Source organism: Pseudoalteromonas sp. BSi20495 (assembly GCF_000241185.1).
GTDB classification, from domain to species: domain Bacteria; phylum Pseudomonadota; class Gammaproteobacteria; order Enterobacterales; family Alteromonadaceae; genus Pseudoalteromonas; species Pseudoalteromonas fuliginea.
The window spans coordinates 82,753-106,916 of the sequence record NZ_BADY01000111.1 but is presented as its reverse complement, the minus strand read 5'-3'; the positions used below and the strand labels follow the sequence as shown (position 1 = coordinate 106,916).

The following is a 24,164-nucleotide window of genomic DNA, read 5'->3' as shown; positions in this document are numbered from 1 at the left end:
GGCTTACATCCATGTAAGAATAAGTAAAAACCGAGCAACAAAGAGTAAATAGCTCCTAGGCAGAACCCTTTGGGCAGCGCCTGTTTGGTATTAATGCTACGTTATCGCCTATTTATGGGGAATAACCACACTGCATAGGCTCTGCCTTGCCTAAATACCAAACAGACTGCTGCAAATTCAACCTTGAAAGATCAACAGACCCTAGTCTTTAAATAAGCATTACCACGTATAATTTGCCGAAAGCATGGCGTTACGTGGTTTGCCAGGGAAGTATCTGTCGCCGGTAAAACTGGTGTAATCGGCGCGCTCCGCATAAGCCTCATCAGTTAAGTTAATAATGCGGGCAAGCACTTCAAGGTTATTAGTAACTTGCCACTGTGCGCGTAGGCTTAAAACATCATGCCCTTGGTATTTATTTAAGTTTTCTGGGTCGGTGTAGTAGTTACCAACGCGGTGCCACTGCAAAGCAAATTGCGCGTTGTTTAATGCCTGCCATGTTAAATCGAGATTAGCAATATTACGCGGCGCGGTATCTATGTCGTTGCCGTTTATATTTAAACCGTTAAGTATTTGGTTGTTAGTATAAGTATGCTTTGCGTGAGTGCCTGCAAAGTTAAGCGCAAGCGACTTAGTGAGCTGGTAGTCAAGCTCAAGCTCAATACCACGATGGCGAGAGCTGCCATTATTTACCGTAAAAAAGTCACTATCGCGGTAAATCGTATTGTGTTTACTCATAGCGTAAACCGACACGCCATAACGTAGTTTTTCGTAAATCCCTTTAATACCCAGCTCTGCGTTATTCGCTATTTCGGCGCTTAAATTTGCAGTAGTTTGCTCGCGTTGTAATTGGTATAGCTCAGCCGCTTGTGGCGCTCTATAACCGCGAGAAAAGTTTGCATAAAGCGTGTTATTTGTATTGTACTGATAACTAACCCCAAGCTTTGGCGATAAATTACTAAAGCTATTTTTAGCGCTTGCTGGGCGGCTGTATCGGCAACCACCAAAGCCGCATTCTGTGCCATCGTCTTTTGTTCTACCTGCTAGCATATTATTGGTGTAGTCGTACTGCATATGCTCGTAGCGCACACCTGCGGTAAGTAACCACTTATTTAATTGCCAATCAAGCGATGCAAAAGGGGCATAAAGCGTGGCGTTTACATCGTAATCGTAATGCTTACCTTGTGGCACTGTAGCCACTAAAAATGCAGAACCTTGAGTGGGGGCATTTTGGCTTTGAGTAAAGTCGGCTTGCGTGTATTCGCCATCAAGCCCTAGGTTTATTTTTATATTACTTTGTAAATTATGTTGATAAAGCGATTGTATGCCAAAACCTGTTTGGCTGTTTGTTTCAAGCGGTGTGCCGGGTAAAAAGTGCTTAAAAAAGTCCATGCTTTGGTCGCGAAAATATAACGTAGTAGAGAGCACATCATCGTTATTTAATTGCCATGTTGCATTGCTCCATGCTCTAAATGCACGTGCTTTTCTAAATGCGTCAGGGTCAAAGTTTTTTTGCGCGAGGTCTTCGTTTTTATAGCTTTCAAAGCCTGTAATAAATCCAGCCGTTTGCTGATCAAGATTTGTGTAAGTAAGGCCTGAGGTAAGTAATAAATTATTATTTGAATAGCGATGGCGAATATTTACTTTTTGTTGCTCTACGCTTTCGTCGTCGCGGTAACCGCTATCATCGGTAACACTTGCGTTAATGCCGATACCGCTTTTGCCGTAATCTTGTCCTGCACGTAATTTGTAGCGGGTATAGCCGTACGAGCCATAGTCTAAACCAACTAAACCACCGCCTTGAGTAGTGTCGGGCGTTATTACATTAATAACACCATGCACAGCGTTTGAGCCATAAAGTGCAGAGCCAGGGCCTTTTAGCACTTCAATACGCTGCGCCATTTCGCTGTGCGCTTCAAATAACTCGTTTATGTTACAAAACCCAGCGGCTCTCAGTGGTATACCATCTTCTAAGGTTAATATGCCACCACATGCGCCTGCGCCCGAAAGTACCGGAGAGCGCAATGCGGGTAAATATTCTTGGCCATTTCCGCGTTGAATATTAGCACCCGCTACACGTTGTAGGGCTTCTTCAATATGGGTAGGCGCTATGCTATTTAGCTGCGCTTCGCTGAGTGCGCTTATTGATAAAGGGAGTGGGGTAGATAGCGCTTCAATACGTGATGCCGTAGTTGTTATTGTTTCTATTGCATCGTTGTTTTGATTATTGGCAAACGCAGCGTGGCTAAAGGGTAATATCAGCGGCAAAAAATAAGGTTTCATACATTCCTTGAAAGTAATCTATATTGCATTGCCTCTATAATATGCGGTTTTAATATGCATTTAAACTTGTTGCGTTAAAGCGTACGTAACCTATAAACCCGATACGTAATTGATAAAACAAAACAAGCCACAGCAGGAAACACCAAAGCCAGCACTAAGTAATGCTTAAATAAAACGTAGCCGGTTATACCGCCTAGTAAAAAGCCTGCAATAATGAGTAAAAACATAACGCCTTTACGGGTATCAAATTGCTCACCTTTAAGCGCTTTACCTAGCATTAAACCAAGGTCAGTAAAAATACCGGTTAAGTGTGTGGTACGAACTACTGCGCCACTGTAATTAGTTGCTAGCGCATTTTGTAACCCACACGCAGCAGACGTTAAAACAATGCCGTAAACGAATGTGTTTTTGAGTAAATAAGCACTCGCAAGTAGTAGCAATCCTTCAATAAAAAGCAAAGTGTCGTAATGACGACCAAGTTTTAATGAGCCACCAGAGAGCAAAAAGCCCGACAGTGCCGAACCCAACATAAAGCTAACAATTATTGAAAGTAACAATAAGGCAGTACTGGGATTAGTTATTGCTTTAATACCAAGTAAAGTAACAGAGCCAGATACATGCGAAATAGCCTGGTGCTCAAATCCTAATAAGCCTACAGCGTTTACTATGCCCGCTATAAATGCGAGTGTAAACGCGCCATATTCAACCCACTTTGGTAGTTTTGTAAACATTGCTTAGATCTTATAATTTCTATGTAGATAGGTTTATATCATACACCTAAAGATATTTTTTTTAGGAACATAAAATAAAGATAAACGCATTTAGTCATCGTTTTTGTTAAGTCGCTTTGCTTGAAAAGCTTTAATTTGCTGATCGACTTTATGTGTATCAATGACTCCAAATTTAAATGCGATATACACAGGAAGTTGAAATTCATTTAATTCAATAGAGGTGATGTTTTTGAAAGGTTGTGTGTACCAAAGGCCAGCTTGGTAATTTGTAATAGCGTACTGCACTCGCCCTTTTTTAAGGAGCTTAAACGTGTCTTCGCTAGAAAGTGAACGCATTATATTATTTGAATCTATTGCGTACTTTTTGGCAATTTCTACTGGTAAATCAACGCCTCTGAGCATTGATATTGCAGCTTGAGATAAATTATTATTAATAACGTTTTGATCGTTAATCGTAAACAAGCCAAATTTAGTTATATGCAGCGGCACCGTTGTAAAGTCTAAGTATTTAGCACGCTCTGGATTATTGCCTAATGAAAAATAACAGTCAAAGTTATCTTTTTTCATTTCTTTTTGAACACGTGCCCAAGGTAAATGCACTAGTTCAATATTTAATTCTAGGTTGTGCTCAATAAACCTTAAATATTCAATATCTAAACCAGTAAATGTTTCGGTGTTAGTGTCATATATTGTAAAAGGGGGGTAGTGAGTAGTAACACAGCGTATGATTTTATTTTGCGATGCAAATAACGGTGTTGAATATAAAATTATAAAAAAGAAAATTACACGCATTAAGCCAAAACCCAGTTTTTTTATTAGTGTAGAAGATTATGTTTGATTATCCAGTCTGGTGCGTTTAACTGTACTGATCTAAGTAAATATAAAAAGCGTATTAACACAATTTGAGCAAATCTAAATGTTTAATACAGAGCAACAATCACGAATTATAGAAATGGCGTGGGAAGACAGAACCCCTTACGAGGCAATAGAGCAGTTATACGGATTAAAATACCCGCAATTGGTGGTTTTTATGCGAGACAACGTTTCAAAAGGCAGTTTTAAAGTTTGGCGTAAACGCCATGCTGGTCGCAAAACAAAACACTTAAAATTACGTGACCCTGCTATTATGCGTAGTCACTGTAAAACACAATATAAACAGCGATGAGTTAGCTTAAATTTTAATGGCTGGCAATTTCATTCGTTGTTCATACCCGTTTGTTAAACTCGTAAATTAATCCCAGTTATTAAATTCACTAAGTTAACTTATAAGGATATTAAAATGCTCATTGCGCTGGCTATCATCATCGGCTTTTTTTTACTGGTTACCTTGTTACCTATGTCTTACAGCCAACACTATTTGGTGCGTAGTTGCGACTTTGTGCGCTTACAAGTGTTTTATATTGCCAGTTTAGTCACTGTTACTTCGTTATTTTTATTATGGCAAAGTAGCGCAATAGGCTATGTATTTATAGCCTTAACCTCATTACTTATAATGATTTTACAAGGTAAATGGATTTACCCGTATACGTGGCTTGCTAAAAAAGAAGTGCAAAGCGCACCTAAGCACATCGACCATAGCATACGAATTATGTCGGCAAATGTACTTATGTCGAACCATAAAAGTGAGCAGTTAATTAGCCTTGTTGATGAGCATCAACCCGACCTACTCATTACGCTTGAGAGCGATAGCTGGTGGGAAAATAAATTATCAGTCATTAAAAAAAATTACCCATATTACATAGAATGCTCTAAAGACAATCGTTACGGCATGCACTTATACAGCAAGTTTAAAATACTCGATGCACAAATATGTGAGCTAATAGAAAAAGATATTCCCTCAATTCATATTTTGTTTGAAAACGATGAAGGCCTGCAAATGCAAGGGCACTTTATTCACCCCGCACCACCAAGCCCGACAGAGGAAGACTCATCGCGTCCGCGCGATTCGGAGCTAATAATGGTCGCTAAAGCGCTTAAAAACCCAACACGACCTACCATAGTTGCCGGTGATTTAAATGATGTAGCTTGGTCGCGCAGCACCCGTTTGTTTATGCAAATAAGTGGCTTTTTAGACCCTCGAAAAGGCCGAGGTTTTTATAATACTTTTCATGCAAGTTACTTTTTTATGCGCTGGCCACTCGATCACTTATTTCACAGCCCAGGTTTTAAAGTAAAGCGTATTAAGCGCCTAGCTAAATATGGGTCTGATCACTTTGCGCTACTCACTGAGCTTATCTACGAAAACGCTAATCAGCAATCATTAGAAACTAAATCCGATGAACTTAAGCAAGAAGAAATTCAAGAGCTTGCCATGAGTAAAGCAGATAAGCGAAAAGTGCCAAGGTTTGAGGAGAAGTGATAGCTATTAGGCAGTGTAGGTCGGATAAGTGGCGAAGCCACGCCATCCGACAAAAATAATGAATTGGCTAGCAACAACACGACTACCACGTTTATGTTGTCGAGTGGCTAGAAAGTGCCAATTGCAGACAGTGGTAACGCTTTGTTATAAGTTTATTTATCCAATTCTGATTTGTCTTTTAAAACGAAACCATCTAGTCGCCCTTTATGGAAAACACGCTGAACTGACATTACAGCTTTTGCTTGATAATAATCGATACCGGCTGCAACCATCTGTTCCCTTATTTCTATCATTTTAACGAAACTTTCAGCCATAAGCTTTTGTGCTTTTTTGTCTAATGATTCCCATAGCGGCATATAAAGATGCTGATGTACATTTACAAAAAAAAGCCCCTCTTTAAGAACAAAATCTGAAGGAGAAAACTCCACAACTACTACTAATTTTTCATTTTCTATATCGTCGTAATCAAACCAGTTGCAGCCAATAGACTGAACTTGATTATCATCGATCATAATGCCATCCGGTCCACATAAAGAATCTAACAATGGCTTTATTATATTGTCTATATCGGCAGACGCAGTGGTTTCATACCTTTTTTGCTCATGGCTATACCATTCAATTGAAATCTTCACGTCACCCGAAAGTAAAAAACTAACTGACTTTAACTCTTCAACCACAAATTCTTTAAATTCTGATCTTCTATCAGACTTCGCTTGAAGTGACACAGGAGATCTTTTTATTTCAAAAGAAAACCTACCATCTTCTGATGGTCTCTTTCCGTCTAGCATAAAACTCCCTAAACTTATAACAACTTTATCAGAGGACACTTTCCTCTTAATATTGCCAAGCTAATGACAACTCACCAGAGTGACGGCTTACCGCTCACAGCCGAACTTCGCAAAAGTGCCATTTGCGGACGGTGATAAACATGATATTTAAAGTCAAAAATTCCCCCCTCTGGCTTTTTATAACCCGCTATTCTTCTGCACTCAGATATAGAAAATCTAACTGAAAGATTTAAGGCTCTTGTTTGATTCACTATATTCATCACCAACCATATAGTCCTTTGATTTTAAACTTCCATCAATATTTTTTGTCGCAAATACCAACTGAAAATCGACTTTGTAACTGGATAGAGCTTGAACTACGACTTTTTGAAAGTTCTGTGAGCGGTCATCTTCCATTCCGCCATTTTCAATGCCATCGAGTACCAAAAATCGGGGGATACGTACATATTTTTTTTCAAGTGAGACCATCAATAAAGCGACATGAAACGCGTTATTTAACAGAACTATTCCACTTTCTGAAAAAGCTGTTTTTCCATTCACAGATACACTGTTAGCAGCAAAATCAAACTCTGCGTACTCTGCATTTTTGAATTCTTTTTCTGAACCATTATCTTTTCGAAGTAACTCACAAAGCTTCTCGGATATAAGCGCTAAGATTTCAGGCTCACGCTTAAATATTTGTTTTCCTATCAACTCGATTTTGTCTCTAAGCTTGTTAACTGCAGACTGAACAGTGTCTCTATCATCTCGCAACTCGAGCAAAGACTGATGAAGTTCAGCAATCTTATCTAATGTTTGAAGTTTTTCTTCGTACTCACCTATTTGTCTGTAAAGATCAAACAGTTGCTTTTCTTTACTGGCATCGACAGAGGTCATAATTGCAGTAACTTTGCTAACTTGTTTCCTGAACGAGGTTCTTAATTCTTTTCGCTTAGTTGTATGCTCAATTAGTTTTTGTTTTTTCTTTTCCAATAATCTGTCAGATTCACGAAGCTGGATTTCTATTTCATTCTTCATTCTTAGGAGACTATTTGTACTGCCCATTGGCTCTTTCATCTCACCACATAAGACACAGCAGTCCTTAGCTTTTTCTTTGAGTGATTTATGGCAACTTGGACACGATGAAAATTTGAATCCATCAATTAAACTTCCAACTTCAATTGAGTCTCTTAATGCGCACCGCTTGTCAATAAGCTCAGATAAGAACTCTTCAGAATCAAGTATATCGTAATTCAATTGTTGAATTTCAGTTTCTACCTCTAGCAATTTGTTCCGAATTGCGACGCTATCTTTTGCTGAGGATTCCGTTTCTTTTCTATCAGAACTGTATGAAATCAAAGATTTCTCTTTAATCACTATAATTTCGACATTAATAGAGGCTATTTTCTTTAATATATTTTTTTTCTGCTCTTCAATGGTTCCGATATCCTCACCGAAAGAAGTTTTCCCAACAACCGACTGAATTGCCTGAAGCTTTGCAACTATCTTGTGTAGATTCTTTTCTTCTTCAATAAGCTTTATCTTTGCGTCATAAAGCTCGTTGTCATATAAGCCTAATAAGTATTTACCTACAGATTCCCTTTTAAATGCAGAATCGAACGGCTCATTGTTAAATATGGCGCTGGAGGTGTTAGATTGATCTGCATAAATAAGTCGATATATTTGATGCAGGGTTACATTGTTATTGTTTGCATCTGCTTTTGCTTCGGGTAAGCCAAGTACGTCAAACATTTGTTGAGAAAAACTAGGTTTGCTTCCTATTGCATACGGATAATTAAACCAATTTGTATGAGGAGAGACGAATGCCGTATCCATATCCGAAAAACAAAAATCCATTGATTGCTTATCTAAGCCATTGTTTTTACGTCTAATGGTTACGGGACTGCCATTGACTTTTATCTCCACATAAATATTGTCACAGAGACCCGCTTCCTCTTTCCAGTTTGGAACTTCATATCCAAGCCCATACATTAAAAGTTGAATTACGGAAGTTTTGCCAGAACCATTTTTTCCAAATAACACATTAACACCATGATGAAAGTCTTCATCAAAAGTAATTATAGAGCCTCTTTTGACATGAAGCCTCTCAACCTTCAATGTAGGTTTAATTAACATCGTATTTATAATCCATTAAACTAGTTATTTTTTTTAATCCATCAGAACCTGTAATTGAAATCGATGTTAAATTTTCTACGATGAAATCAATTGCCTGGTTAGATATGCTGTTTTCTTTTGATTTAGCTAACTTCTTTAACCCTTCTGGAATTTTTTCGAGAAAGACATTATATTTCGAAGAGTTGTTATCTGATTGAAAAACCCCGAGTTCAACAAAACGTTCAATAGCAAGATAATGTATCTCTTTCATCGCATTGAAGAGACTTTTTGGATCAAAATTCTGATATCGGTTTTTGTAACTTTTGAACTCATTCTTATCGGTAAACTTACCTCTTGGTACAGACAGTTTTTGAATGTGTGCAGGATTTGCTACCAAGAAATCAAATAACCTTAGAGCATCACTATCTAAACTTTCAGCCTTCCAAGAAATTAGTAATGCTGCCATACGTAGCATTGTATGGTTTGCATCCAGAGCTTTATTATATAAAAGCATCACTTCCACTCCAAGTGGCAATTTCCTGTAAGGAAATAGACCATTCCATTGATTTGACGATTGAAAATCTCCAAAACATTATCACCTAGATGAGCTTGAATTTCCTTCTCGAGATGTGTTCTTAAAAGCAGCTTCAATGTTGTTTCTTCTTTTACATCAAGTAACTTACTTTTAATATTTGCGTTAAATATCGACTCCACTTCAGCCAATAAATAAGTAATGATCTTCTGAGCAGATTTGTAATGTTGATTCCGGATAATTAACTTACTAACCTCTTCCTTTAGCTCCTCTCCGATCTCAATTAAATAACCAAACCCAGCATCTTCAAGTTTTTGAGTCAAATCTCGAATATCGTACTTTTCATTACTATAGTGAGTCAGCTCATCAATAATCACATAAGTCAGTTGTTGATTTGATTTTTCTTCAACGTACTTTTTAGACAGCATATCCATCTGTGTAGGAGCTGGTAAGATAGTCGTTATCTTGTCTCGCCCAATAACATCTCCGCCCGCATTTATATTTCTGAGCCAACTAAACATCTACTTTTGAACCTTGTCTCGACCCACAACGTCGCCGTAAGCTTGTACATTTTTAATGGTGCTTTTATTTCCAGATTTAAAGTTGATTACAACTCTTATTCCAAGCCCTAAAACAGCCAGAATAGCTACTGCGATTAAACCAATTGTTATCAAATTATCCATTTCAATACCTTTTTGAATTTACTAATATAATTGTATAACCGAGCCAAACTCAGTTTTGGATTTAGCGAGAATGCTGCTGATTATGAACACAGACTTATAACAATTTAATAATGCGCGAATCGAATATGTTTTTGCCGATGTCACGTTCATTTGTCTACTCTATACAGCTCTAATGCACCACCTAAGATATTACTATCGCCAAGCTTTCTATTATCTGTAAGCATAGTTAAAAAGAAAAATATGCATGTTGAGTTCATTTCCTTGAATATATTTGCAAATAACAATTTAACCAATAAATTAACTATTATATCATTGCTAAATCAATGACCGCTTATCGCTCACAGTCTAACTTCGCCAAAGTGCTATGAGTGAACAATCAGAATATTGACCATCTGTAACGTTTACTTTTTATCTGTGATAGCTTTAATTCCCTTAATAGAAAACTTCTTTGAATAAAGAGGAGATTTGAAGTAAGCAGGTGTGACTCTTTCCGCTGTCGATATTAAATTTCTCATAGCATCTTCTAGGCCTTCCTCTTTATAAGCTGTTGAAGGATCACTTGAATATGCCATATCAGGGTTATTAGTAACACAAGGGACAGTTGGATGATTTATTTCTTTTAAGTATTTGAAAAATGCATTATCAGAGATTACTGTGCCGAACATTCTCCAAGCATATTTTTTCCCCCAATAATACCCATCAGTTGCATTATGCGAAACTCTAGTATCATTTTTTTCTTTTTCTACTAGATGGTCTTCACGTGCTAACTGAAGAGAATAAGCGTAGCTAAACATAGGGTTAACTTCTGATGTTTTCGATAATGCAGATAACTCTATTATATTGTTATTATTCTCATCGACAAAGAAACCAATATTGTACCTTTCACCTTCAACAATTATAGGGCTACCATTGGCTTCAAATTGATAAGTAGTATCAGTTGTACTTGGGGTGAATTGGTGTAAAAACTTATCATTTGAAAGTTCTGTAATAGTATAATTACTAGCGATAAGATCGTGCCTAGTATATAAATCCCTTGATTTCATAAATACTCCTTAGATGATGCAGGCTTAAATTTTTTGTCTTAATTTAGGTGTTTAGAACATCCCAAACGACTTATATCACTGATCATAATCATTCCATTAATAATTACCTTTGTAAACAAGTAATCAAAATAGCAAAAATTATGCTTTTTGAATTTAAACTACCACTGCGGTTGATGATGTTAGAGGACAAAATCGTTCCTATCAGGCTAAATTATAAGCAAGACGAATGCCCGCTTTTCGCTCATTGTTGCCTGTCAGATTAAGTCTATCCGTTTAGTATTAGCTACTACAATAAGTTGTTGGCTCTGTGGTTAATAAAGTTTATCGGGCTTTACGGACTTAAACTATTTGAAGAGCATCATAGGGTATTTTCTTTCATAGTATTCGCTATGTTTATGTCTTTAAATACACGGCTTAACAGGTTTGTAAGCGTAATTTAAAATAGCGACAAAAGTAGCGTGCTTACATTTTTATTAAATAAGCTAAATTGTGAATTGAGTTTTAAATTATTAAAATTTAATGAAGTAGCAATGGTTAGTTTGTAACTTTTTATTTTGAAGGATATTTAATTCTCAAAAGCGCGATGTAAAATCGCACCTACGAATATATCTAAAACTCGGTACTATCTCTTACTAAAAGCTAAGTACTGCCTTCTAAAAATTACTTTCTAAAAGCAATCTTCTAAAAGCTATAAATAAAAAGCCTAAAAGCGGTTACCCACTTTTAGGCTTAGTAATTTTTGTATTTTAAACACATATTAAAAATCTGTATTTAAACACTTATTTCATTTATGCAGCTAAATTAGCTGGCAATCATAATGCTTTTAACATTTACGAATTCACGCATACCAAAGCCGCCGTGTTCTCGGCCATAGCCACTGCCTTTAACGCCACCAAATGGTAGATTAGGTTGTGCTAAACCATAACCATTGATATTGATCATGCCGGTGTCGAAGTGCTTTTTAGCGAGTTCAATCGCTTTTTTCTCATCTTTTGAGAAAATACCACCGCCTAAGCCATAGCGAGAATCGTTGGCGATTCGCATCGCGTCGTCGTTGTCTTTGGCTTTAATAAGCGAAGCGACAGGGCCAAATAATTCGTCGTCGTAGGCCGGCATACCTGGCGATAAATCATCAAGTAGCGTTGGTGGGTAGTAGTAACCCGTTTGCGATGGTATTTCGCCGCCTGTTACTATATTTGCACCTGCTTTTACTGATTCCATTACTTGGTCGTGAATGCCGTCGCGTAAGTCTTCACGTGCCATTGGGCCTAAGTCTGTGTCGTCTGCCATTGGGTCGCCCATTTTCATGGCTTCAAACTGCTCTTTTATTTGCGCTTTAAAGTCATCGTAAAGTGACTCAACAACAACATAACGTTTAGCTGAAACACATGTTTCGCCATTGTTGATCATGCGCCCGGTTACACAGGTTTTAACTGCAAGCTCTAAATCGGCGTCATCGAGTACTAAGTAAGCGTCGTTGCTGCCCAGTTCTAACACTGTTTTTTTAGCGTGTTTACCCGCTTCTTCAGCTACTTTTTTACCTGTGGCATCACTACCCGTAAAGGTTACGCCGCTAATTGCCTCGTGAGCAATGAGTGAGCTGGCGGTTTTACCGTCGATGAGTAAGTTGTTGAAGCAGTACTCTGGGAAACCGGCTTGCTTAAATAGCGCTTCAATTTTTTCAGCCATGCCAAATACGTTACCAGCATGCTTTAATACGGTTGTGTTACCTGCCATGATGTTAGCGGCGCTGTAACGAATTACCTGATAAAGCGGGAAGTTCCACGGTTGAATACCCAGTAGTACACCCGTTGGTTGGTAGCTAATGATTGCACGGCCGCCATCCATCTCGCGATCTTCATCGGCAAGTACTTGTGGGCCGTTTTCAGCAGTATAACGACAAATGCCTGCGCACAGCTCAACCTCTTGTAAGCCTTGCTTGTACACCTTGCCCATTTCTTCGGTCATAAGTTTTGCAATCGCTTCTTTTTGCTCTTCAAAAAGTGATGCTAAGTTATTTAAATATTTCGCGCGTTCAGCGAATGACGTTAAGCGCCATTTTAAATATGTTTCGTGAGATTTTTCTATTTCCTGCTCCGCTTCTTTTTGAGAAAGCAGTGTATAGGTTTCAATGGTTTGCTCAGTTGCGGGATTAATCGTTTTAACTGTGTTACTCATTTATATCTCCTTACTAATTATGTATAGGTAGTAGTGCAAAACGAACACCAACTATTTAAAAATATAAATCAAGTGTAACCTTTTGTTATTTATAGCTTTTTATTTTTTATTTGTGAGTGTGCTTATTTTTTATTTAGTTAGTTTTCTGATATGTTCTGTAAATAATGCAAGTTGCAGAAAAAATTACATGGAGAATAAAATGATACGGACACTTTTTGATATTTCAGTTGCGCTAATACAAGCGCCTATGGCAGGTGTGCAAGATGCCAACTTAGCTGCGAGTGTTTGTGAGGCTGGTGGGCTTGGCTCATTACCATGTGCGATGCTTTCTAATCAGCAGCTTATCGAACAGCTAGAGTTGCTTAGCCGCTCAACCAGTAAACCTTATAATCTTAACTTTTTTTGCCATTCAACCTTGCAATATACCAAGCTGCAAAAACAACAATGGCATTCATTATTAGCCCCTTATTTTAATGAATACGCGATTGCTGAAAGTAGTTTAACGGACGAAGCTTCTCGACAGCCAATAAATCAAAGTGTTATCGATATTATTGCGCCTTATAAACCTGCCGTGGTGAGTTTTCATTTTGGTTTACCTGCGCCTTCTTTGCTTGAACAAATTAAAAGTTGGGGAACAAAAGTCATTTCTACCGCAACAACTGTTGAGGAGGCTAAATGGCTTGCTGATAATGGTGCAGATGCTGTTATTGCCCAGGGCTTAGAAGCGGGCGGACACCGTGGTCATTTTTTATCTATGGATTTAAGTTTGCATAAAAGTACGGCTGAACTAGTGCAAGAATGCGTTGCGCACGTATCAGTTCCTATAATTGCTGCTGGTGGAATTGCAACTGAGGATGATGTAGCAAATATGCAAACATTAGGCGCATCAGGCGTACAAGTTGGCAGTGCGTATTTACTCTGTAATGAGGCAACTACGTCAAAGCTTCATCGTGATGCTATTTTAGCTCAACAAAAAGATAGTACCGCGCTTACTACGTTGTTTTCAGGTCGTGCTGCGAGAGGCGTTTGTAATCGCGTTATGCAAGAGCTTGGTGCAATACCTGCACATGTGCCACCATTTCCTTACGCAAGTATTGCAATAACGGCTTTAAGAAGTAGGGTTGAATTGCTAGGTGGTAGTGGCTTTTCACCTTTGTGGTGTGGTCAAAAATACATTCCAAGAGAGAACATTAGCGCAGCTCAGATTACACAAATATTAATGCAAAAATGGTCTGTATAAATGCGTAGCTGTAAATAGTTGAACGCATGTTAGCTACGCAGGTAAAAGGGCGTATAAGTAATTAAGCGTGAGTCGTAATTAAAAAAGTTGTTTAGCAATCTTTTTGAGTAAATAGGTTTCACGAAGGATCGATAACCCTTGCTTTTCACTATTTGCTAACGTGCGTTCGTTGTGTGCGATTGCATCGCTAATATTAACCCATTTAGCGGTCATTCCATTTTGCTGTTCGTAATGCTCTAGTTGTGTTTTACCCAGCTCGTCGGCAATATTACAGACGTAGCAATACGATTTGATATGGATAATATCAAAGTCCTCTTTATACCAAGGGCGATATTCTTCGTAGAGTCCAAAAGCTTTAACTACACTTATTTGTTGTGCACCGGTTTCCTCGCTTAGCTCACGTATTAAGCCTTGTTCAATACTTTCGCCGTCATCTACTCCACCGCCTGGCAGGCTGTAGTCTTCATAACGATTTGTATACATTAAAAGTATTTTATTATTTTTAGTAACAATGGCACGGGCTGTTAAGCGGGTAAAAATAGTGCCTTCATTAATATTAATACCAGAGTGAATCAAGGTTTTTAATTGCTGCATTTCGTCTCCTTTTTAAGTTTGTAATGATAACAGTTGCTACCATTGTATAAATAGAAACGATTTTAATTATTTTTTAGGGTGTGTTCCTTTTTCGAGATTAAAAAAATTCAATCTTGAAATATTACCACGCCTAGTGATCGATTTTTTTAAGCATACGTAAATATTGAGTTGGTAATATAAACGCAGTGAATCACTTAAGTTAATTCGGGTTATTAGATTCTAGGCGTGACTTTAAATTTGTATTTAAGGTGCGTAGAATAATAAAAAAGCATAGGGATTTATCATGTTAAACATACTTTTAGTTGATGATGACGTTGAGTTTAGTGACGTTGTTTGCCACATAGTCGAATTCCTCGGCCATAATATAAACACCGCAACCAGTTTAAAAGAAGCACACCAATGGTTTGAAAATAATACTTTTGACCATGTGCTGCTTGATTTTATGTTACCTGACGGCAGCGGTTTACACCTACTTGATCATTTGAAAATGATTGGTCAATCTCCAAAAATTACACTTATATCGGGCCATCCTTCAGTTAAGGGGATTTTAGCTGAAATGTGTGAGCCTAATGTTGGGCATTTATTAAAACCATTACAGCGAGAAGACTTAGAGCTGGTTTTAAATGGGCCTAAAAAAACAGCTAAAAAAGTAAAACCCAGTGGTATTACGCGCCACTTTGGTAGCTTAATCGGTGAATCAGAGCCAATGCAAAAACTCTACACCATGATTGAACGTGTTGCTAAAACAAATGCTAACGTGATGCTAATGGGAGAAAGTGGCGCAGGTAAAGAAGTGGTTGCTCAGGCTATCCATAACGCTAGCCAGTGCGAAGGTCCATTAGTTGCAAGTAACTGTGGTGCGCTTTCAAAAGAGTTAATTGGTAGCGAATTATTTGGCCATGAAAAAGGCGCATTTACCGGTGCTATAGCGCGCAAGGAAGGTGTGTTTGAACAATCTAACGACGGTACTTTATTTTTAGATGAAGTAACTGAAATGCCGATTGATATGCAGCCAAATTTATTGCGTGTACTTGAAACTAAAAAAGTAACGCGTGTTGGTGGAAATAAAGAGATACCCACCAATTGCCGAGTTATTTCGGCGACGAATCGCTCGCTTATAGATTTAGCGCAAAATAATGTAATTCGTGAAGATATTTATTTTAGGCTGGCTGTTTTTCCTATCGATATACCGCCACTTCGCGATCGTAAAGAAGATATTCCCCTTTTAGCTAAAGCTTTTTTAGAGCAACTGAATGATGAAAATGGCACTTCATTTAGTTGGAAGAGTGAACAGTTAAAAGAGCTGCAAAATTATGAATGGCCGGGTAACGTTCGTGAAATTCGCCATGCGATACATCGTGCATTTATTATGAGCGATCCGCAATCAAGTGAAATTACACTGCCTGATAATTTAGAGTCACCTTTTTCTCGGGTCAATAATAAAACCGCTGAAAAGCAGGTATCGGCAGGGCAAACAATCGAAGAAGTCGAAAAAGAACTTATTCATGCCACGCTTGATAAAGTACAAGGTAATAAAACGCTTGCAGCCCAAATGCTGGGTATTAGTACAAAAACACTTTATAACCGCCTTAATGCGTACGGTGGGATTGGTGAATACAAGTAATTTAAGTTCAGGTTAAATAAAAGGAAATAGAGTGTCTGAAGAAAATAACGAAGCCATAATGCTTAATAAATTAGTTCATGATGCAAGAGCCCCGTTAAATAGAATCTCAATGAATGCGGAGCTAATTAAATTAGTGTTGGAAAACGATATGCCCAAACAAAAGGCACTCGAGGCCCTAGATAAAATAATTTTAAACTGTCAGCAGTGCAGTGAGAGTTTACAAAATATTACAGAGCATAATAACGGTTAGTAAATTCAACTAAGGCATTTAAACATCTATGAGCAAGCAAAAACAGCAAGGTAAAGCGAATGTTACATGGGCCGCTTTTATAGTCGTAGTACTAAGTATTATTGTGGGTAATGCTTTTTTGGCGTTAAATACTATTCAGGGGTTAACGCAAACCCAGAAGAGTTTAGACAACACTAGCATGCTAACGACGGCAATTGAGCAACTGCATTTGTCAATAGTGCAAGCTGAGTCTGGGCAGCGTGGCTATTTATTAACAGAAGAAGATGATTATTTAACACCGTATTATGATGCTATTGGGCAGTTAGAAGCACAAACTAATCATGTAAAGTCACTTCGTTCTGAAATTGATGGTCAAGCCGAGCGAATTGCTGAGTTGTTACTGCTTGTTGAGCGTAAAATACGTGAATTAAAGAAAACAGTTAATCTTGCATTAGATGATAAAGAACGACGTGCGTTAAATATAGTTAACACACATAGCGGTAGAGACCTATATAAGCAAATTCGTGAACATATTAATGAAATTCAAGACCGTGAATTACTCTTTAAGGTGAGTCACTTTTCGAAATTAGCAAAAATAAAAAATGAGGCAAAAATTACCTTTGCCATTACAGCCATAACAAGTGCTTTGCTTATTATTGGTATGTTTATTATGACCAGACTTAATTTAAGAAACGCGGCGCAATATAGGCTAGAACTTGAAAATCAAAATGAAACATTAGCAGGTAAAGTGTCTGAGCGTACGCAAGAGTTAACCCTGTATTCTGATGAGTTAAGCCGAAGTAACCGGGAACTTGAAGAGTTTGCTTTTGTGGCAAGTCATGATTTACAAGAGCCGCTTCGAAAAATTCAAGCCTTTAGCGACCGCCTCGAAACCATGTTTAAAGATGAACTGGGTGAAAAAGGGATGGATTATATTGGCCGTATGAAAAATGCGGCGCAACGCATGTCTAACTTAATTAACGATCTATTAGAGTTTTCACGCATTACAACGCGCGGTAAAGACTTCGCTGATACAAATTTAAACGAAGTGGTAAGCGATATATTAAGTGATTTAGAAATTGCGATAAAAGAGTCTAATGCACGAGTAGATGTAGAAGACTTGCCGGTTATTCAGGCTGATAAAAGCCAAATGCAGCAACTATTTTTAAATCTATTGTCGAATGCGGTTAAATTTAGGCATCCGGATGTAAGCCCACACATAAAGATTAGTTATGTGCATGAGGATATTTTTAGTGCTGATCATAATACGCATTTAAGTTTCCAAGTTATTACTATAAAAGATAATGGCATTGGTTTTTCACAAGACTATGCCGACAAGATATTTGTTCCATTTCAGCGTTTACATGGTCGTTCACAATACAAAGGGACAGGTATTGGTCTTTCTGTATGTCGGCGTATTGTAGAGCGTCACGGTGGAACAATTACAGCCCAAAGTAAAGACGGTGAAGGTGCTACCTTCGTTATAAAACTACCTGTGGAAGCTGCGCTTTTCACATTGCAAGGAGAGGCTTAAATGCCCTATTCAAAAGTAAAACCGATTACTATTTTAATGGCTGATGATGATGAAGATGATCGTTTGCTAACACAAGATGCCCTTGCTGAAAGTCGTGTACTTAACGAGCTTCACTTTGTTGAAGATGGTGTTGAGCTACTTGAATATTTAGAGCGCAGAGGTAAATTTGAAGATAAAGCTGTGTCGCCACGACCAGGACTTATATTGCTTGATTTAAATATGCCAAGAATGGATGGCCGTGAGGCACTTGAGGCCATTAAATCAAATCCCAACTTGAAAGGTATTCCGGTTGTTATTCTAACTACGTCTAAACAAGAAGAGGACATGGTTAAAGGTTACAACTTAGGCGCTGCATCGTATATAACCAAACCGGTGACGTTTGATGGCTTGGTTGAGCTAATGAAAACGCTAGGAAAGTATTGGGTAGAGTTTGTAGAGCTGCCGACAACTTTTAACGATTAAAGGAGATTTTATGTTAGATAAAGTGACTCAGTTGCTGCTTGTAGAAGATGATGAAGATGATTACATACTCACCTGCGACTATTTAGACCAATTGGATTCACACACGTTTAACATTCAATGGATTAGCTCCCCAGAGCAGGCAATTGAAACGCTTAGTAAAAATGAGCATGACATTTGCCTGCTTGATTACCGCCTAGGTGCATCTAATGGATTAGATGTATTAAAAGAAGCCATTGCGAATGGCTTTAGCGGACCCATTATTATGCTTACTGGGCAGTCAAACGACGAATTAGATTCAGCGGCGCTTGATGCTGGTGCAGTAGATTACTTAATAAAAACAGAAATGAGCTCGAGCCGTTTTGCACGCGCTATTCGTTATGCACTTGCTCGTAAAGATGTTGAAGGCGAGCGAGTAGAGCGTTTAAAAGCCGAAGCCGAAAATCGCTCAAAAGATCGCTTTTTAGCTCATTTGAGCCACGAATTACGTACCCCTCTATCGTCCATTTTAGGGTACACCGAACTCTTAATGCAGAGCGACTTTAGTCAGCAAGCAGAAAATGAGCTAGGTGTTATTTATCGAAACGGTAAGCACTTATTGAGCTTGTTAAACGATGTACTCGATTTATCTAAAATAGCTGCCGATAAACTAGAGCTGACCCTAAGTGAAGTTAATCTCGATAGCATGCTTGCTGATGTATACACATTAATGCGTGTGTCTGTGCTCGATAAAGGCCTTACGCTTCGCTTTGAATCAAATCAGCCATTACCTTTGGTTGCACAACTAGATGCAACAAGGGTGCGTCAAATTTTAATAAATTTAATAAATAATGCGGTTAAATTTACCGATAAAGGCGAAATAGTTGTTAATGCGTGGACACAGTGGGTTGATGAGCGCGAAATGCTATTTTTTAGCATTAAAGACTCAGGTATGGGCATTGCCCCTGAAAAACAAGAACTGATTTTTAAACCGTTTGAGCAAATTGCCGATGTAGAATCGCGCTCTGTTGGTGGTGCTGGTCTTGGTTTGGCAATATGCGCTGAGTTATTAGCGCGTATGCAAGGAAGCATTAGTTTAGACTCCGAAATTGGCAAAGGCTCTACATTTACTATTTCTGTGTATCCGGGCGATATTAGCGGAGTAGAACGACAGGTACTTAATTTTAGCAGTGCCCCACAATTACAAAGTAAATCAGCACCTTGTAAGGTGCATGGACGTGTATTAGTGGTAGATGATTTACGCGATTTACGCATGTTGGTTGGCCACATGATTAGTACTTGTGGTGCAAGGGTTGATTATGCGGAGCATGGGCAACAAGCGCTTGAAAAAGTGCGTATTGCGGATGCTTACAAAGCTCCATATGATATTATTTTTATTGATATTCATATGCCTGTAATGGGTGGCAAGGAAGCGACTATAGAGCTTAGAAAAATGGGCTATAAAGGCCCAATAATTGCGCTTACAGCGGCAACGATGAAAGGCATTCGAGAGGAATTGGCAGCCCTTGGTTTTAACGATGTAATCCCCAAACCAGTTGACAGTGTAGTTTTGTACCAGTGTTTACAAGATTACTTAGTGGCGCCTGAAAGCGCACCACAACCTAAAAATATAAATAGTAGTAAAAGTTTAACCGAGAAGAAACAGCGTTTTTTACTTGTTGAAGATGACCACGATGCTGCGCAAATTACGCAACTACTTTTAGAAAGTTTAGGTGTAGAGACCGTGATTGCATCGAGTTGCGCGCAATGTTTACAAATACTCAATCACGATCAGCAATTTAATAAAGTATTGTTAGATATGCACTTACCTGATGGGCGTGGCATTGATTTAGGCCAGCAAATTAATGAACGATACCCTGAATTACGTTTAGTGATTGTAAGTGGCGCAGAGCCTAATCCTAGAGAAATAAAAGATTTAAATATTGACCGAGTTTTACTTAAACCTATTAATTTGAGCTTACTTGAAACGCTTATTAGTTAGGGCCTGTTTATCTTTAGAGGTTAAATTTGCAGCAGTATGTTTGGTGTTTAGGCAAGGCAGAGCCTGTGTAGTGTGGTTATTCCCCATAAATAGGCGATAACGTAGCACAAATGCCAAATATGTGCTGCCCGAAGGGTTCTGCCCAGGGGCTATTTACTCTTTGTTGCTCGGTTTTTACTTAGCCCACTAGGTTACAAACCTCGCGCCGCGATTAAATAGCCCCTAGATTGAACAAATTTTAATCCTGAAAGGTCAACAGGCCCAATAACTGAGACATTATTTATATGAATTCAATAAAGCTAGTATCTGAAGAATTAACGCCAACAAAAATAGTCTGTGTTGGCCGTAACTACACCGCACACATTGCAGAGCTAAACAACGAAACGCCAGATCAAATGGTGTTATTTAACAAACCAAATAGCGCGATTACTAATACGCTATTTGCAGCTCATAACGGCGATACGCTGCATTACGAAACCGAGTTATGTTTTGTAATTAAAAATAAAAAATTTGCAGGTGTTGGACTCGGCCTTGATTTAACTAAGCGTACCGTGCAAAGTAAATTAAAAAATAAAGGGCTACCTTGGGAGCGCGCTAAAGCATTTAATGGCTCGGTTATTTTAAGTGATTTTGTAGAGCTAACCGATGCGATGAAGCATTTTACATTTGAACTTAAAATTAATAATGAAGTAATTCAGCAAGGCGATACTCATTTTATGCTGCATAACCCTGACTCAATTTTACACGAAATTAGTGAATTTATGAGCCTAGAAGATGGTGATGTGGTTATGACAGGTACGCCGTCAGGCGTAGGTGAAGTGATTGCCGAAAGTGTGTTCACAGTAAGACTTTACGCTAATGAGCAATGCTTACTTGAGCAGCAATGGAGTGTAAGTTAACTGGACAATTAAACAGGTAATTAAACGTGATTTAGTTACCTGTTTAGGTTTGTATTAATAGGGCATTGGATTGTTTCTAAAAATAACATCGATACTTGTAAGTACGTCGTCACTTAGCGTGATATCAAATGCATCAATATCTTCTTTTAATTGCGCCATATTTGTTGCGCCAATAATTGAAGACGTTACACCGTTTACTTGATTACACCATGCAAGAGCTAGTTGAGCAGGGGAAATATTGTGATCATGCGCAAGTTCAACATACTGTTTGGTTGCTTGCTCTGCGTTTGGTGTATCTCTAAAAATACCGTTACGTTGCATAAAGGTCCAGCGAGAGCCTTCTGGCCGAGCACCATTTAAGTATTTACCCGTTAATAAACCTGCCGCTAAAGGCGACCAAGGTAAGTAGGCAATATCTTCGTGAACACATTGCTCTATTAGATACGGCCAATCTTTGGTATGCGCTAAGCTAAACTCGTTTTGAATAGATACTATGCGCGGCAAATTATGCTCTTTTGACAGGTTTAAAAATTGGCTTATTCCCCAAGGTGTGTCGTCAGATAAACCACAGTGCTTGATTTTACCTGCTTTAACACAATCGTTTAAACCTTCTAAAATATCCAGCATACTAGCTTGCTGTTCTTGTGTATTTACGTCGGTAAATTTAAGCATACCTGGCCATTGTCTACCAAAGTGTGGGGTAGAGCGGTTTGGCCAATGTAATTGGTATAAATCTATGTAGTCAGTTTGCAAGCGTTTTAGTGATTCATCAACCGCCTCTATAACAGTTTGGCGAGTAATATTACCGCCATCGCGAACCCATGCTAAGCCGTTACCAGCAATTTTGGTTGCAAGTACAATTTTATCGCGCTTTTGTTGGTTACGAGAGAGCCAGTTACCAATAATTTGTTCAGTTTTACCATAGGTATCGGGTGATGGAGGAACTGCGTACATTTCGGCTGTATCAATAAAGTTTACGCCTTGAGCAAGTGCGTAGGCTATTTGTTCATCAGCATCATTTTGGGTATTTTGCATTCCCCAAGTCATACTACCTAGACATACTCTTGAAACATTAACACCACTGCTTCCTAGTGGACTGTATTGCATAAAATTTCCTTATTGCTCGTCTTGAGCGTAGCTAATTAAAGCCGATAAAAGAGGCTCTGAAATAGGGGCTTTTTGACCTGTTTCAAAATCAAACATAACCACTTTCGAATTACCGGTTGTGGTTATGGCATTTTGTGCGTGACTAAATACTGTATAATTCATCATAAATCGGTCTGTTTTAATGTCAGAAATAGTGACGCCTACAGTAAGGGTATCTGGAAAAGTAACAGGGCGCTTATAACGAATATTATTTTCGCTTATAACAGGGCCGATGCCGCTTGGGCTAATTGTATCAAATAAGTTTATTTTATTTAAAAAGTCGATTCTGGCTATTTCAAAGTAACGCAAGTAAACCACATTGTTTACGTGTTGAAGGGCATCCATATCGGCCCACGCTACAGTAATGTCAGTATGAATAGGGTGCTGATCTTTAAACGTTTGCATGCACTTTAACTCTTTATTTTAAAGCACTAGATTATCAATATGACGATATGACCTCAAGGTAATTAGTGCGCTGTTTTTATGTATGACGAGTTTATTAAACTTGAACCCACTATAATAAATCGATTAATCAGAGTTTAGGAGCTTGCTTATTAATAATGATTAAACAATAATGGCTGTATAAATAAACAGTGTTGTAATGGTGATGAAAAAGTTTATTCATATAGATATGGACTGCTTTTATGCGGCAGTTGAGATGCGCGATAATCCTAAGCTGGCCAATGTGCCGCTTGCTATTGGTGGCAATAGTCGCAGAGGTGTACTTTCTACAGCCAACTACATTGCCAGAGAGTATGGCGTGCGCTCAGCTATGTCTAATTATCATGCAAAACAATTATGCCCTGATTTAGTTATTGTACCTGGGCGCATGGCTGTTTATAAAGAAGCTTCAAATCAAATACGTGAAGTATTTAATCGTTACACTAACTTAATTGAACCACTCTCTCTTGACGAAGCTTATCTTGATGTAACTGATAGTAGCGTTTGTAAAGGCAGTGCTACGCTTATTGCGCAGCAAATAAGAGCTGATATTTATAATGCTACAGGGCTTACTGCATCCGCTGGTATTGCACCTATTAAATTTATTGCCAAAATAGCGAGTGATGAAAACAAGCCTAACGGTCAGTTTGTTGTATTACCTGATGAGGTGGATGATTTTTTAGCACAGTTACCTCTGGGTAAAATTCCGGGTGTCGGTAAAGTAACGCTCGAAAAACTCAATTTAAAAGGATTATATACAGGTAAAGATGTACGCGAAAAAGGCGTAAATTGGATGCAACAGCATGTAGGTAATTTTGGCGTATCGCTTTACCAAAAATGTGCAGGTGAGTATGTCGGTAAGGTATCTACTAATCGTATTAGAAAGTCGCTAAGTGTTGAGCATACCTATGAGTATAACAAAACCAGCTTACAAGAATGCCTCGAACAGTTGCCTACGTTGTTAGATGAGTTAAAGGTGCGCTTGGAAAAACAACAATTACAAAATCGGATTAATAAACTGAGCGTTAAAGTTAAATTTGCGAATTTTATAGTAACCTCTGCGGATCAGGCTTATCACCAATTAAATACTGAGGTTTTTACACAACTACTTACTAAAGCTTTCCAGCGAGGTGTGCAGCAACCGGTCAGGCTTTTAGGTATTGGGGTGGGCATAAAAAATCAACCAGATCAAAACTTCCAACTTAGTATTCTCGATTAAGCTGTAAAGCCTGTAATTGCAAGTTGCCACTAAAAAGTGGATTAAACTAAACACTTATCGCAGCTTGCTGGTCTTCAATATTCAAATCGACGATAATAGGGGCTTATGTT

23 protein-coding genes are annotated in these 24,164 nt (G+C 38.4%); 10 read left to right on the top strand and 13 right to left on the bottom strand.

Annotated features, from left to right (window positions below):
* Positions 1-219: 219 nt before the first annotated feature.
* The 3 genes from P20495_RS06225 to P20495_RS06235 all read right to left on the bottom strand — a co-directional run bounded on the left by P20495_RS06225 (position 220) and on the right by P20495_RS06235 (position 3,803).
* Positions 220-2,280 carry a TonB-dependent receptor gene (locus P20495_RS06225; RefSeq protein WP_008137569.1) on the bottom strand — a complete coding sequence of 687 codons (2,061 nt, stop codon included), beginning with the start codon at positions 2,278-2,280 and terminating at the stop codon, positions 220-222.
* Positions 2,281-2,354: 74 nt separating this feature from the next.
* The gene (locus P20495_RS06230) at positions 2,355-3,011 is read right to left on the bottom strand and encodes a YoaK family protein (RefSeq protein ID WP_007377050.1); all 657 of its coding nucleotides are present in this window, start codon (positions 3,009-3,011) and stop codon (positions 2,355-2,357) included.
* Positions 3,012-3,101: 90 nt separating this feature from the next.
* Positions 3,102-3,803 (bottom strand): ABC transporter substrate-binding protein, encoded by a 702-nt coding sequence (locus P20495_RS06235; protein WP_007377049.1) that lies wholly within the window; start codon positions 3,801-3,803, stop codon positions 3,102-3,104.
* A 124-nt stretch (positions 3,804-3,927) separates the two neighbouring features.
* Between P20495_RS06235 and P20495_RS06240 the strand changes: the two genes are divergently transcribed.
* The gene (locus tag P20495_RS06240; protein ID WP_008137566.1) at positions 3,928-4,176 is read left to right on the top strand and encodes a TIGR03643 family protein; all 249 of its coding nucleotides are present in this window, start codon (positions 3,928-3,930) and stop codon (positions 4,174-4,176) included.
* Positions 4,177-4,290: 114 nt separating this feature from the next.
* Positions 4,291-5,370: an endonuclease/exonuclease/phosphatase family protein gene (locus tag P20495_RS06245; protein WP_008137564.1), complete on the top strand. Its 1,080-nt coding sequence runs from the start codon at positions 4,291-4,293 to the stop codon at positions 5,368-5,370.
* Positions 5,371-5,522: 152 nt separating this feature from the next.
* On the opposite strand, the gene P20495_RS06250 is transcribed toward P20495_RS06245, so the two are convergent.
* From P20495_RS06250 to P20495_RS06275, 7 genes are all read right to left on the bottom strand, one after another.
* Complete coding sequence (locus tag P20495_RS06250) at positions 5,523-6,158, bottom strand: RusA family crossover junction endodeoxyribonuclease (RefSeq protein WP_008137562.1); 636 nt, start codon at positions 6,156-6,158, stop codon at positions 5,523-5,525.
* Between the two features lie 216 nt (positions 6,159-6,374).
* Positions 6,375-8,273 (bottom strand): AAA family ATPase, encoded by a 1,899-nt coding sequence (locus P20495_RS06255; RefSeq protein ID WP_008137561.1) that lies wholly within the window; start codon positions 8,271-8,273, stop codon positions 6,375-6,377.
* Positions 8,263-8,766 carry an ABC-three component system middle component 5 gene (locus P20495_RS06260; protein WP_008137559.1) on the bottom strand — a complete coding sequence of 168 codons (504 nt, stop codon included), beginning with the start codon at positions 8,764-8,766 and terminating at the stop codon, positions 8,263-8,265. Before P20495_RS06260 ends, P20495_RS06255 begins: the two co-directional genes overlap by 11 nt.
* Positions 8,766-9,305 carry an ABC-three component system protein gene (locus P20495_RS06265; RefSeq protein WP_008137557.1) on the bottom strand — a complete coding sequence of 180 codons (540 nt, stop codon included), beginning with the start codon at positions 9,303-9,305 and terminating at the stop codon, positions 8,766-8,768. The genes P20495_RS06260 and P20495_RS06265 overlap by 1 nt, the downstream gene beginning before the upstream one ends.
* Positions 9,306-9,467, bottom strand: coding sequence for a hypothetical protein (locus tag P20495_RS22130; RefSeq protein WP_008137556.1), 162 nt, complete (start codon positions 9,465-9,467; stop codon positions 9,306-9,308).
* A 401-nt stretch (positions 9,468-9,868) separates the two neighbouring features.
* Positions 9,869-10,510 carry a hypothetical protein gene (locus P20495_RS06270; protein ID WP_008137554.1) on the bottom strand — a complete coding sequence of 214 codons (642 nt, stop codon included), beginning with the start codon at positions 10,508-10,510 and terminating at the stop codon, positions 9,869-9,871.
* Positions 10,511-11,311: 801 nt separating this feature from the next.
* Positions 11,312-12,688 carry an NAD-dependent succinate-semialdehyde dehydrogenase gene (locus P20495_RS06275; RefSeq protein ID WP_008137552.1) on the bottom strand — a complete coding sequence of 459 codons (1,377 nt, stop codon included), beginning with the start codon at positions 12,686-12,688 and terminating at the stop codon, positions 11,312-11,314.
* 199 nt (positions 12,689-12,887) lie between these two features.
* Here P20495_RS06275 and P20495_RS06280 point away from each other — a divergent pair, with 199 nt between their 5' ends.
* A complete protein-coding gene (locus tag P20495_RS06280; protein ID WP_008137551.1) occupies positions 12,888-13,928 on the top strand; it encodes a nitronate monooxygenase family protein in 1,041 nt (346 codons plus the stop codon).
* Between the two features lie 78 nt (positions 13,929-14,006).
* Here P20495_RS06280 and P20495_RS06285 read toward each other — a convergent pair whose 3' ends face one another.
* Positions 14,007-14,522 carry an NUDIX hydrolase gene (locus P20495_RS06285; protein WP_008137549.1) on the bottom strand — a complete coding sequence of 172 codons (516 nt, stop codon included), beginning with the start codon at positions 14,520-14,522 and terminating at the stop codon, positions 14,007-14,009.
* 283 nt (positions 14,523-14,805) lie between these two features.
* Here P20495_RS06285 and P20495_RS06290 point away from each other — a divergent pair, with 283 nt between their 5' ends.
* The 6 genes from P20495_RS06290 (at position 14,806) to P20495_RS06315 (ending at position 21,248) form a co-directional block, all read left to right on the top strand.
* A complete protein-coding gene (locus P20495_RS06290) occupies positions 14,806-16,146 on the top strand; it encodes a sigma-54 dependent transcriptional regulator (protein WP_007377040.1) in 1,341 nt (446 codons plus the stop codon).
* Positions 16,147-16,204: 58 nt separating this feature from the next.
* Positions 16,205-16,396 carry a histidine kinase gene (locus P20495_RS06295; protein ID WP_033016122.1) on the top strand — a complete coding sequence of 64 codons (192 nt, stop codon included), beginning with the start codon at positions 16,205-16,207 and terminating at the stop codon, positions 16,394-16,396.
* 28 nt (positions 16,397-16,424) lie between these two features.
* Positions 16,425-17,909 carry an ATP-binding protein gene (locus P20495_RS06300; RefSeq protein WP_008137547.1) on the top strand — a complete coding sequence of 495 codons (1,485 nt, stop codon included), beginning with the start codon at positions 16,425-16,427 and terminating at the stop codon, positions 17,907-17,909.
* On the top strand, positions 17,910-18,371 hold the full coding sequence (locus tag P20495_RS06305) for a response regulator (protein ID WP_007377037.1): 462 nt from the start codon (positions 17,910-17,912) through the stop codon (positions 18,369-18,371).
* 10 nt (positions 18,372-18,381) lie between these two features.
* A complete protein-coding gene (locus P20495_RS06310; RefSeq protein WP_008137545.1) occupies positions 18,382-20,349 on the top strand; it encodes a hybrid sensor histidine kinase/response regulator in 1,968 nt (655 codons plus the stop codon).
* A gap of 284 nt (positions 20,350-20,633) precedes the next feature.
* Positions 20,634-21,248 (top strand): fumarylacetoacetate hydrolase family protein, encoded by a 615-nt coding sequence (locus P20495_RS06315; protein ID WP_007377035.1) that lies wholly within the window; start codon positions 20,634-20,636, stop codon positions 21,246-21,248.
* A 54-nt stretch (positions 21,249-21,302) separates the two neighbouring features.
* On the opposite strand, the gene P20495_RS06320 is transcribed toward P20495_RS06315, so the two are convergent.
* Positions 21,303-22,355, bottom strand: a complete 1,053-nt coding sequence (locus P20495_RS06320) for an aldo/keto reductase (RefSeq protein ID WP_008137542.1) — start codon at positions 22,353-22,355, stop codon at positions 21,303-21,305.
* A gap of 9 nt (positions 22,356-22,364) precedes the next feature.
* Positions 22,365-22,799, bottom strand: a complete 435-nt coding sequence (locus P20495_RS06325) for a thioesterase family protein (protein ID WP_008137540.1) — start codon at positions 22,797-22,799, stop codon at positions 22,365-22,367.
* A gap of 202 nt (positions 22,800-23,001) precedes the next feature.
* On the opposite strand from P20495_RS06325, the gene dinB reads away from it, so the two are divergent.
* Complete coding sequence (gene dinB / locus P20495_RS06330) at positions 23,002-24,054, top strand: DNA polymerase IV (protein ID WP_033016120.1); 1,053 nt, start codon at positions 23,002-23,004, stop codon at positions 24,052-24,054.
* Positions 24,055-24,164: the final 110 nt, after the last annotated feature.

What these genes read in the sequence shown, in the direction of transcription:
- P20495_RS06305 (WP_007377037.1), top strand. Translation starts at nt 17,910, where the DNA reads ATGCCCTATTCAAAAGTAAAACCGATTACTATTTTAATGGCTGATGAT.
- dinB (WP_033016120.1), top strand. Translation starts at nt 23,002, where the DNA reads ATGAAAAAGTTTATTCATATAGATATGGACTGCTTTTATGCGGCAGTT.
- P20495_RS06235 (WP_007377049.1), bottom strand. Translation starts at nt 3,803, where the DNA reads ATGCGTGTAATTTTCTTTTTTATAATTTTATATTCAACACCGTTATTT.
- P20495_RS06230 (WP_007377050.1), bottom strand. Translation starts at nt 3,011, where the DNA reads ATGTTTACAAAACTACCAAAGTGGGTTGAATATGGCGCGTTTACACTC.
- P20495_RS06285 (WP_008137549.1), bottom strand. Translation starts at nt 14,522, where the DNA reads ATGCAGCAATTAAAAACCTTGATTCACTCTGGTATTAATATTAATGAA.
- P20495_RS06245 (WP_008137564.1), top strand. Translation starts at nt 4,291, where the DNA reads ATGCTCATTGCGCTGGCTATCATCATCGGCTTTTTTTTACTGGTTACC.
- P20495_RS06275 (WP_008137552.1), bottom strand. Translation starts at nt 12,688, where the DNA reads ATGAGTAACACAGTTAAAACGATTAATCCCGCAACTGAGCAAACCATT.
- P20495_RS06290 (WP_007377040.1), top strand. Translation starts at nt 14,806, where the DNA reads ATGTTAAACATACTTTTAGTTGATGATGACGTTGAGTTTAGTGACGTT.
- P20495_RS06265 (WP_008137557.1), bottom strand. Translation starts at nt 9,305, where the DNA reads ATGTTTAGTTGGCTCAGAAATATAAATGCGGGCGGAGATGTTATTGGG.
- P20495_RS06240 (WP_008137566.1), top strand. Translation starts at nt 3,928, where the DNA reads ATGTTTAATACAGAGCAACAATCACGAATTATAGAAATGGCGTGGGAA.
- P20495_RS06260 (WP_008137559.1), bottom strand. Translation starts at nt 8,766, where the DNA reads ATGCTTTTATATAATAAAGCTCTGGATGCAAACCATACAATGCTACGT.
- P20495_RS06255 (WP_008137561.1), bottom strand. Translation starts at nt 8,273, where the DNA reads ATGTTAATTAAACCTACATTGAAGGTTGAGAGGCTTCATGTCAAAAGA.
- P20495_RS06310 (WP_008137545.1), top strand. Translation starts at nt 18,382, where the DNA reads ATGTTAGATAAAGTGACTCAGTTGCTGCTTGTAGAAGATGATGAAGAT.
- P20495_RS06270 (WP_008137554.1), bottom strand. Translation starts at nt 10,510, where the DNA reads ATGAAATCAAGGGATTTATATACTAGGCACGATCTTATCGCTAGTAAT.
- P20495_RS06225 (WP_008137569.1), bottom strand. Translation starts at nt 2,280, where the DNA reads ATGAAACCTTATTTTTTGCCGCTGATATTACCCTTTAGCCACGCTGCG.
- P20495_RS06295 (WP_033016122.1), top strand. Translation starts at nt 16,205, where the DNA reads ATGCTTAATAAATTAGTTCATGATGCAAGAGCCCCGTTAAATAGAATC.
- P20495_RS06300 (WP_008137547.1), top strand. Translation starts at nt 16,425, where the DNA reads ATGAGCAAGCAAAAACAGCAAGGTAAAGCGAATGTTACATGGGCCGCT.
- P20495_RS06315 (WP_007377035.1), top strand. Translation starts at nt 20,634, where the DNA reads ATGAATTCAATAAAGCTAGTATCTGAAGAATTAACGCCAACAAAAATA.
- P20495_RS06280 (WP_008137551.1), top strand. Translation starts at nt 12,888, where the DNA reads ATGATACGGACACTTTTTGATATTTCAGTTGCGCTAATACAAGCGCCT.
- P20495_RS06325 (WP_008137540.1), bottom strand. Translation starts at nt 22,799, where the DNA reads ATGCAAACGTTTAAAGATCAGCACCCTATTCATACTGACATTACTGTA.
- P20495_RS06320 (WP_008137542.1), bottom strand. Translation starts at nt 22,355, where the DNA reads ATGCAATACAGTCCACTAGGAAGCAGTGGTGTTAATGTTTCAAGAGTA.
- P20495_RS06250 (WP_008137562.1), bottom strand. Translation starts at nt 6,158, where the DNA reads ATGCTAGACGGAAAGAGACCATCAGAAGATGGTAGGTTTTCTTTTGAA.
- P20495_RS22130 (WP_008137556.1), bottom strand. Translation starts at nt 9,467, where the DNA reads ATGGATAATTTGATAACAATTGGTTTAATCGCAGTAGCTATTCTGGCT.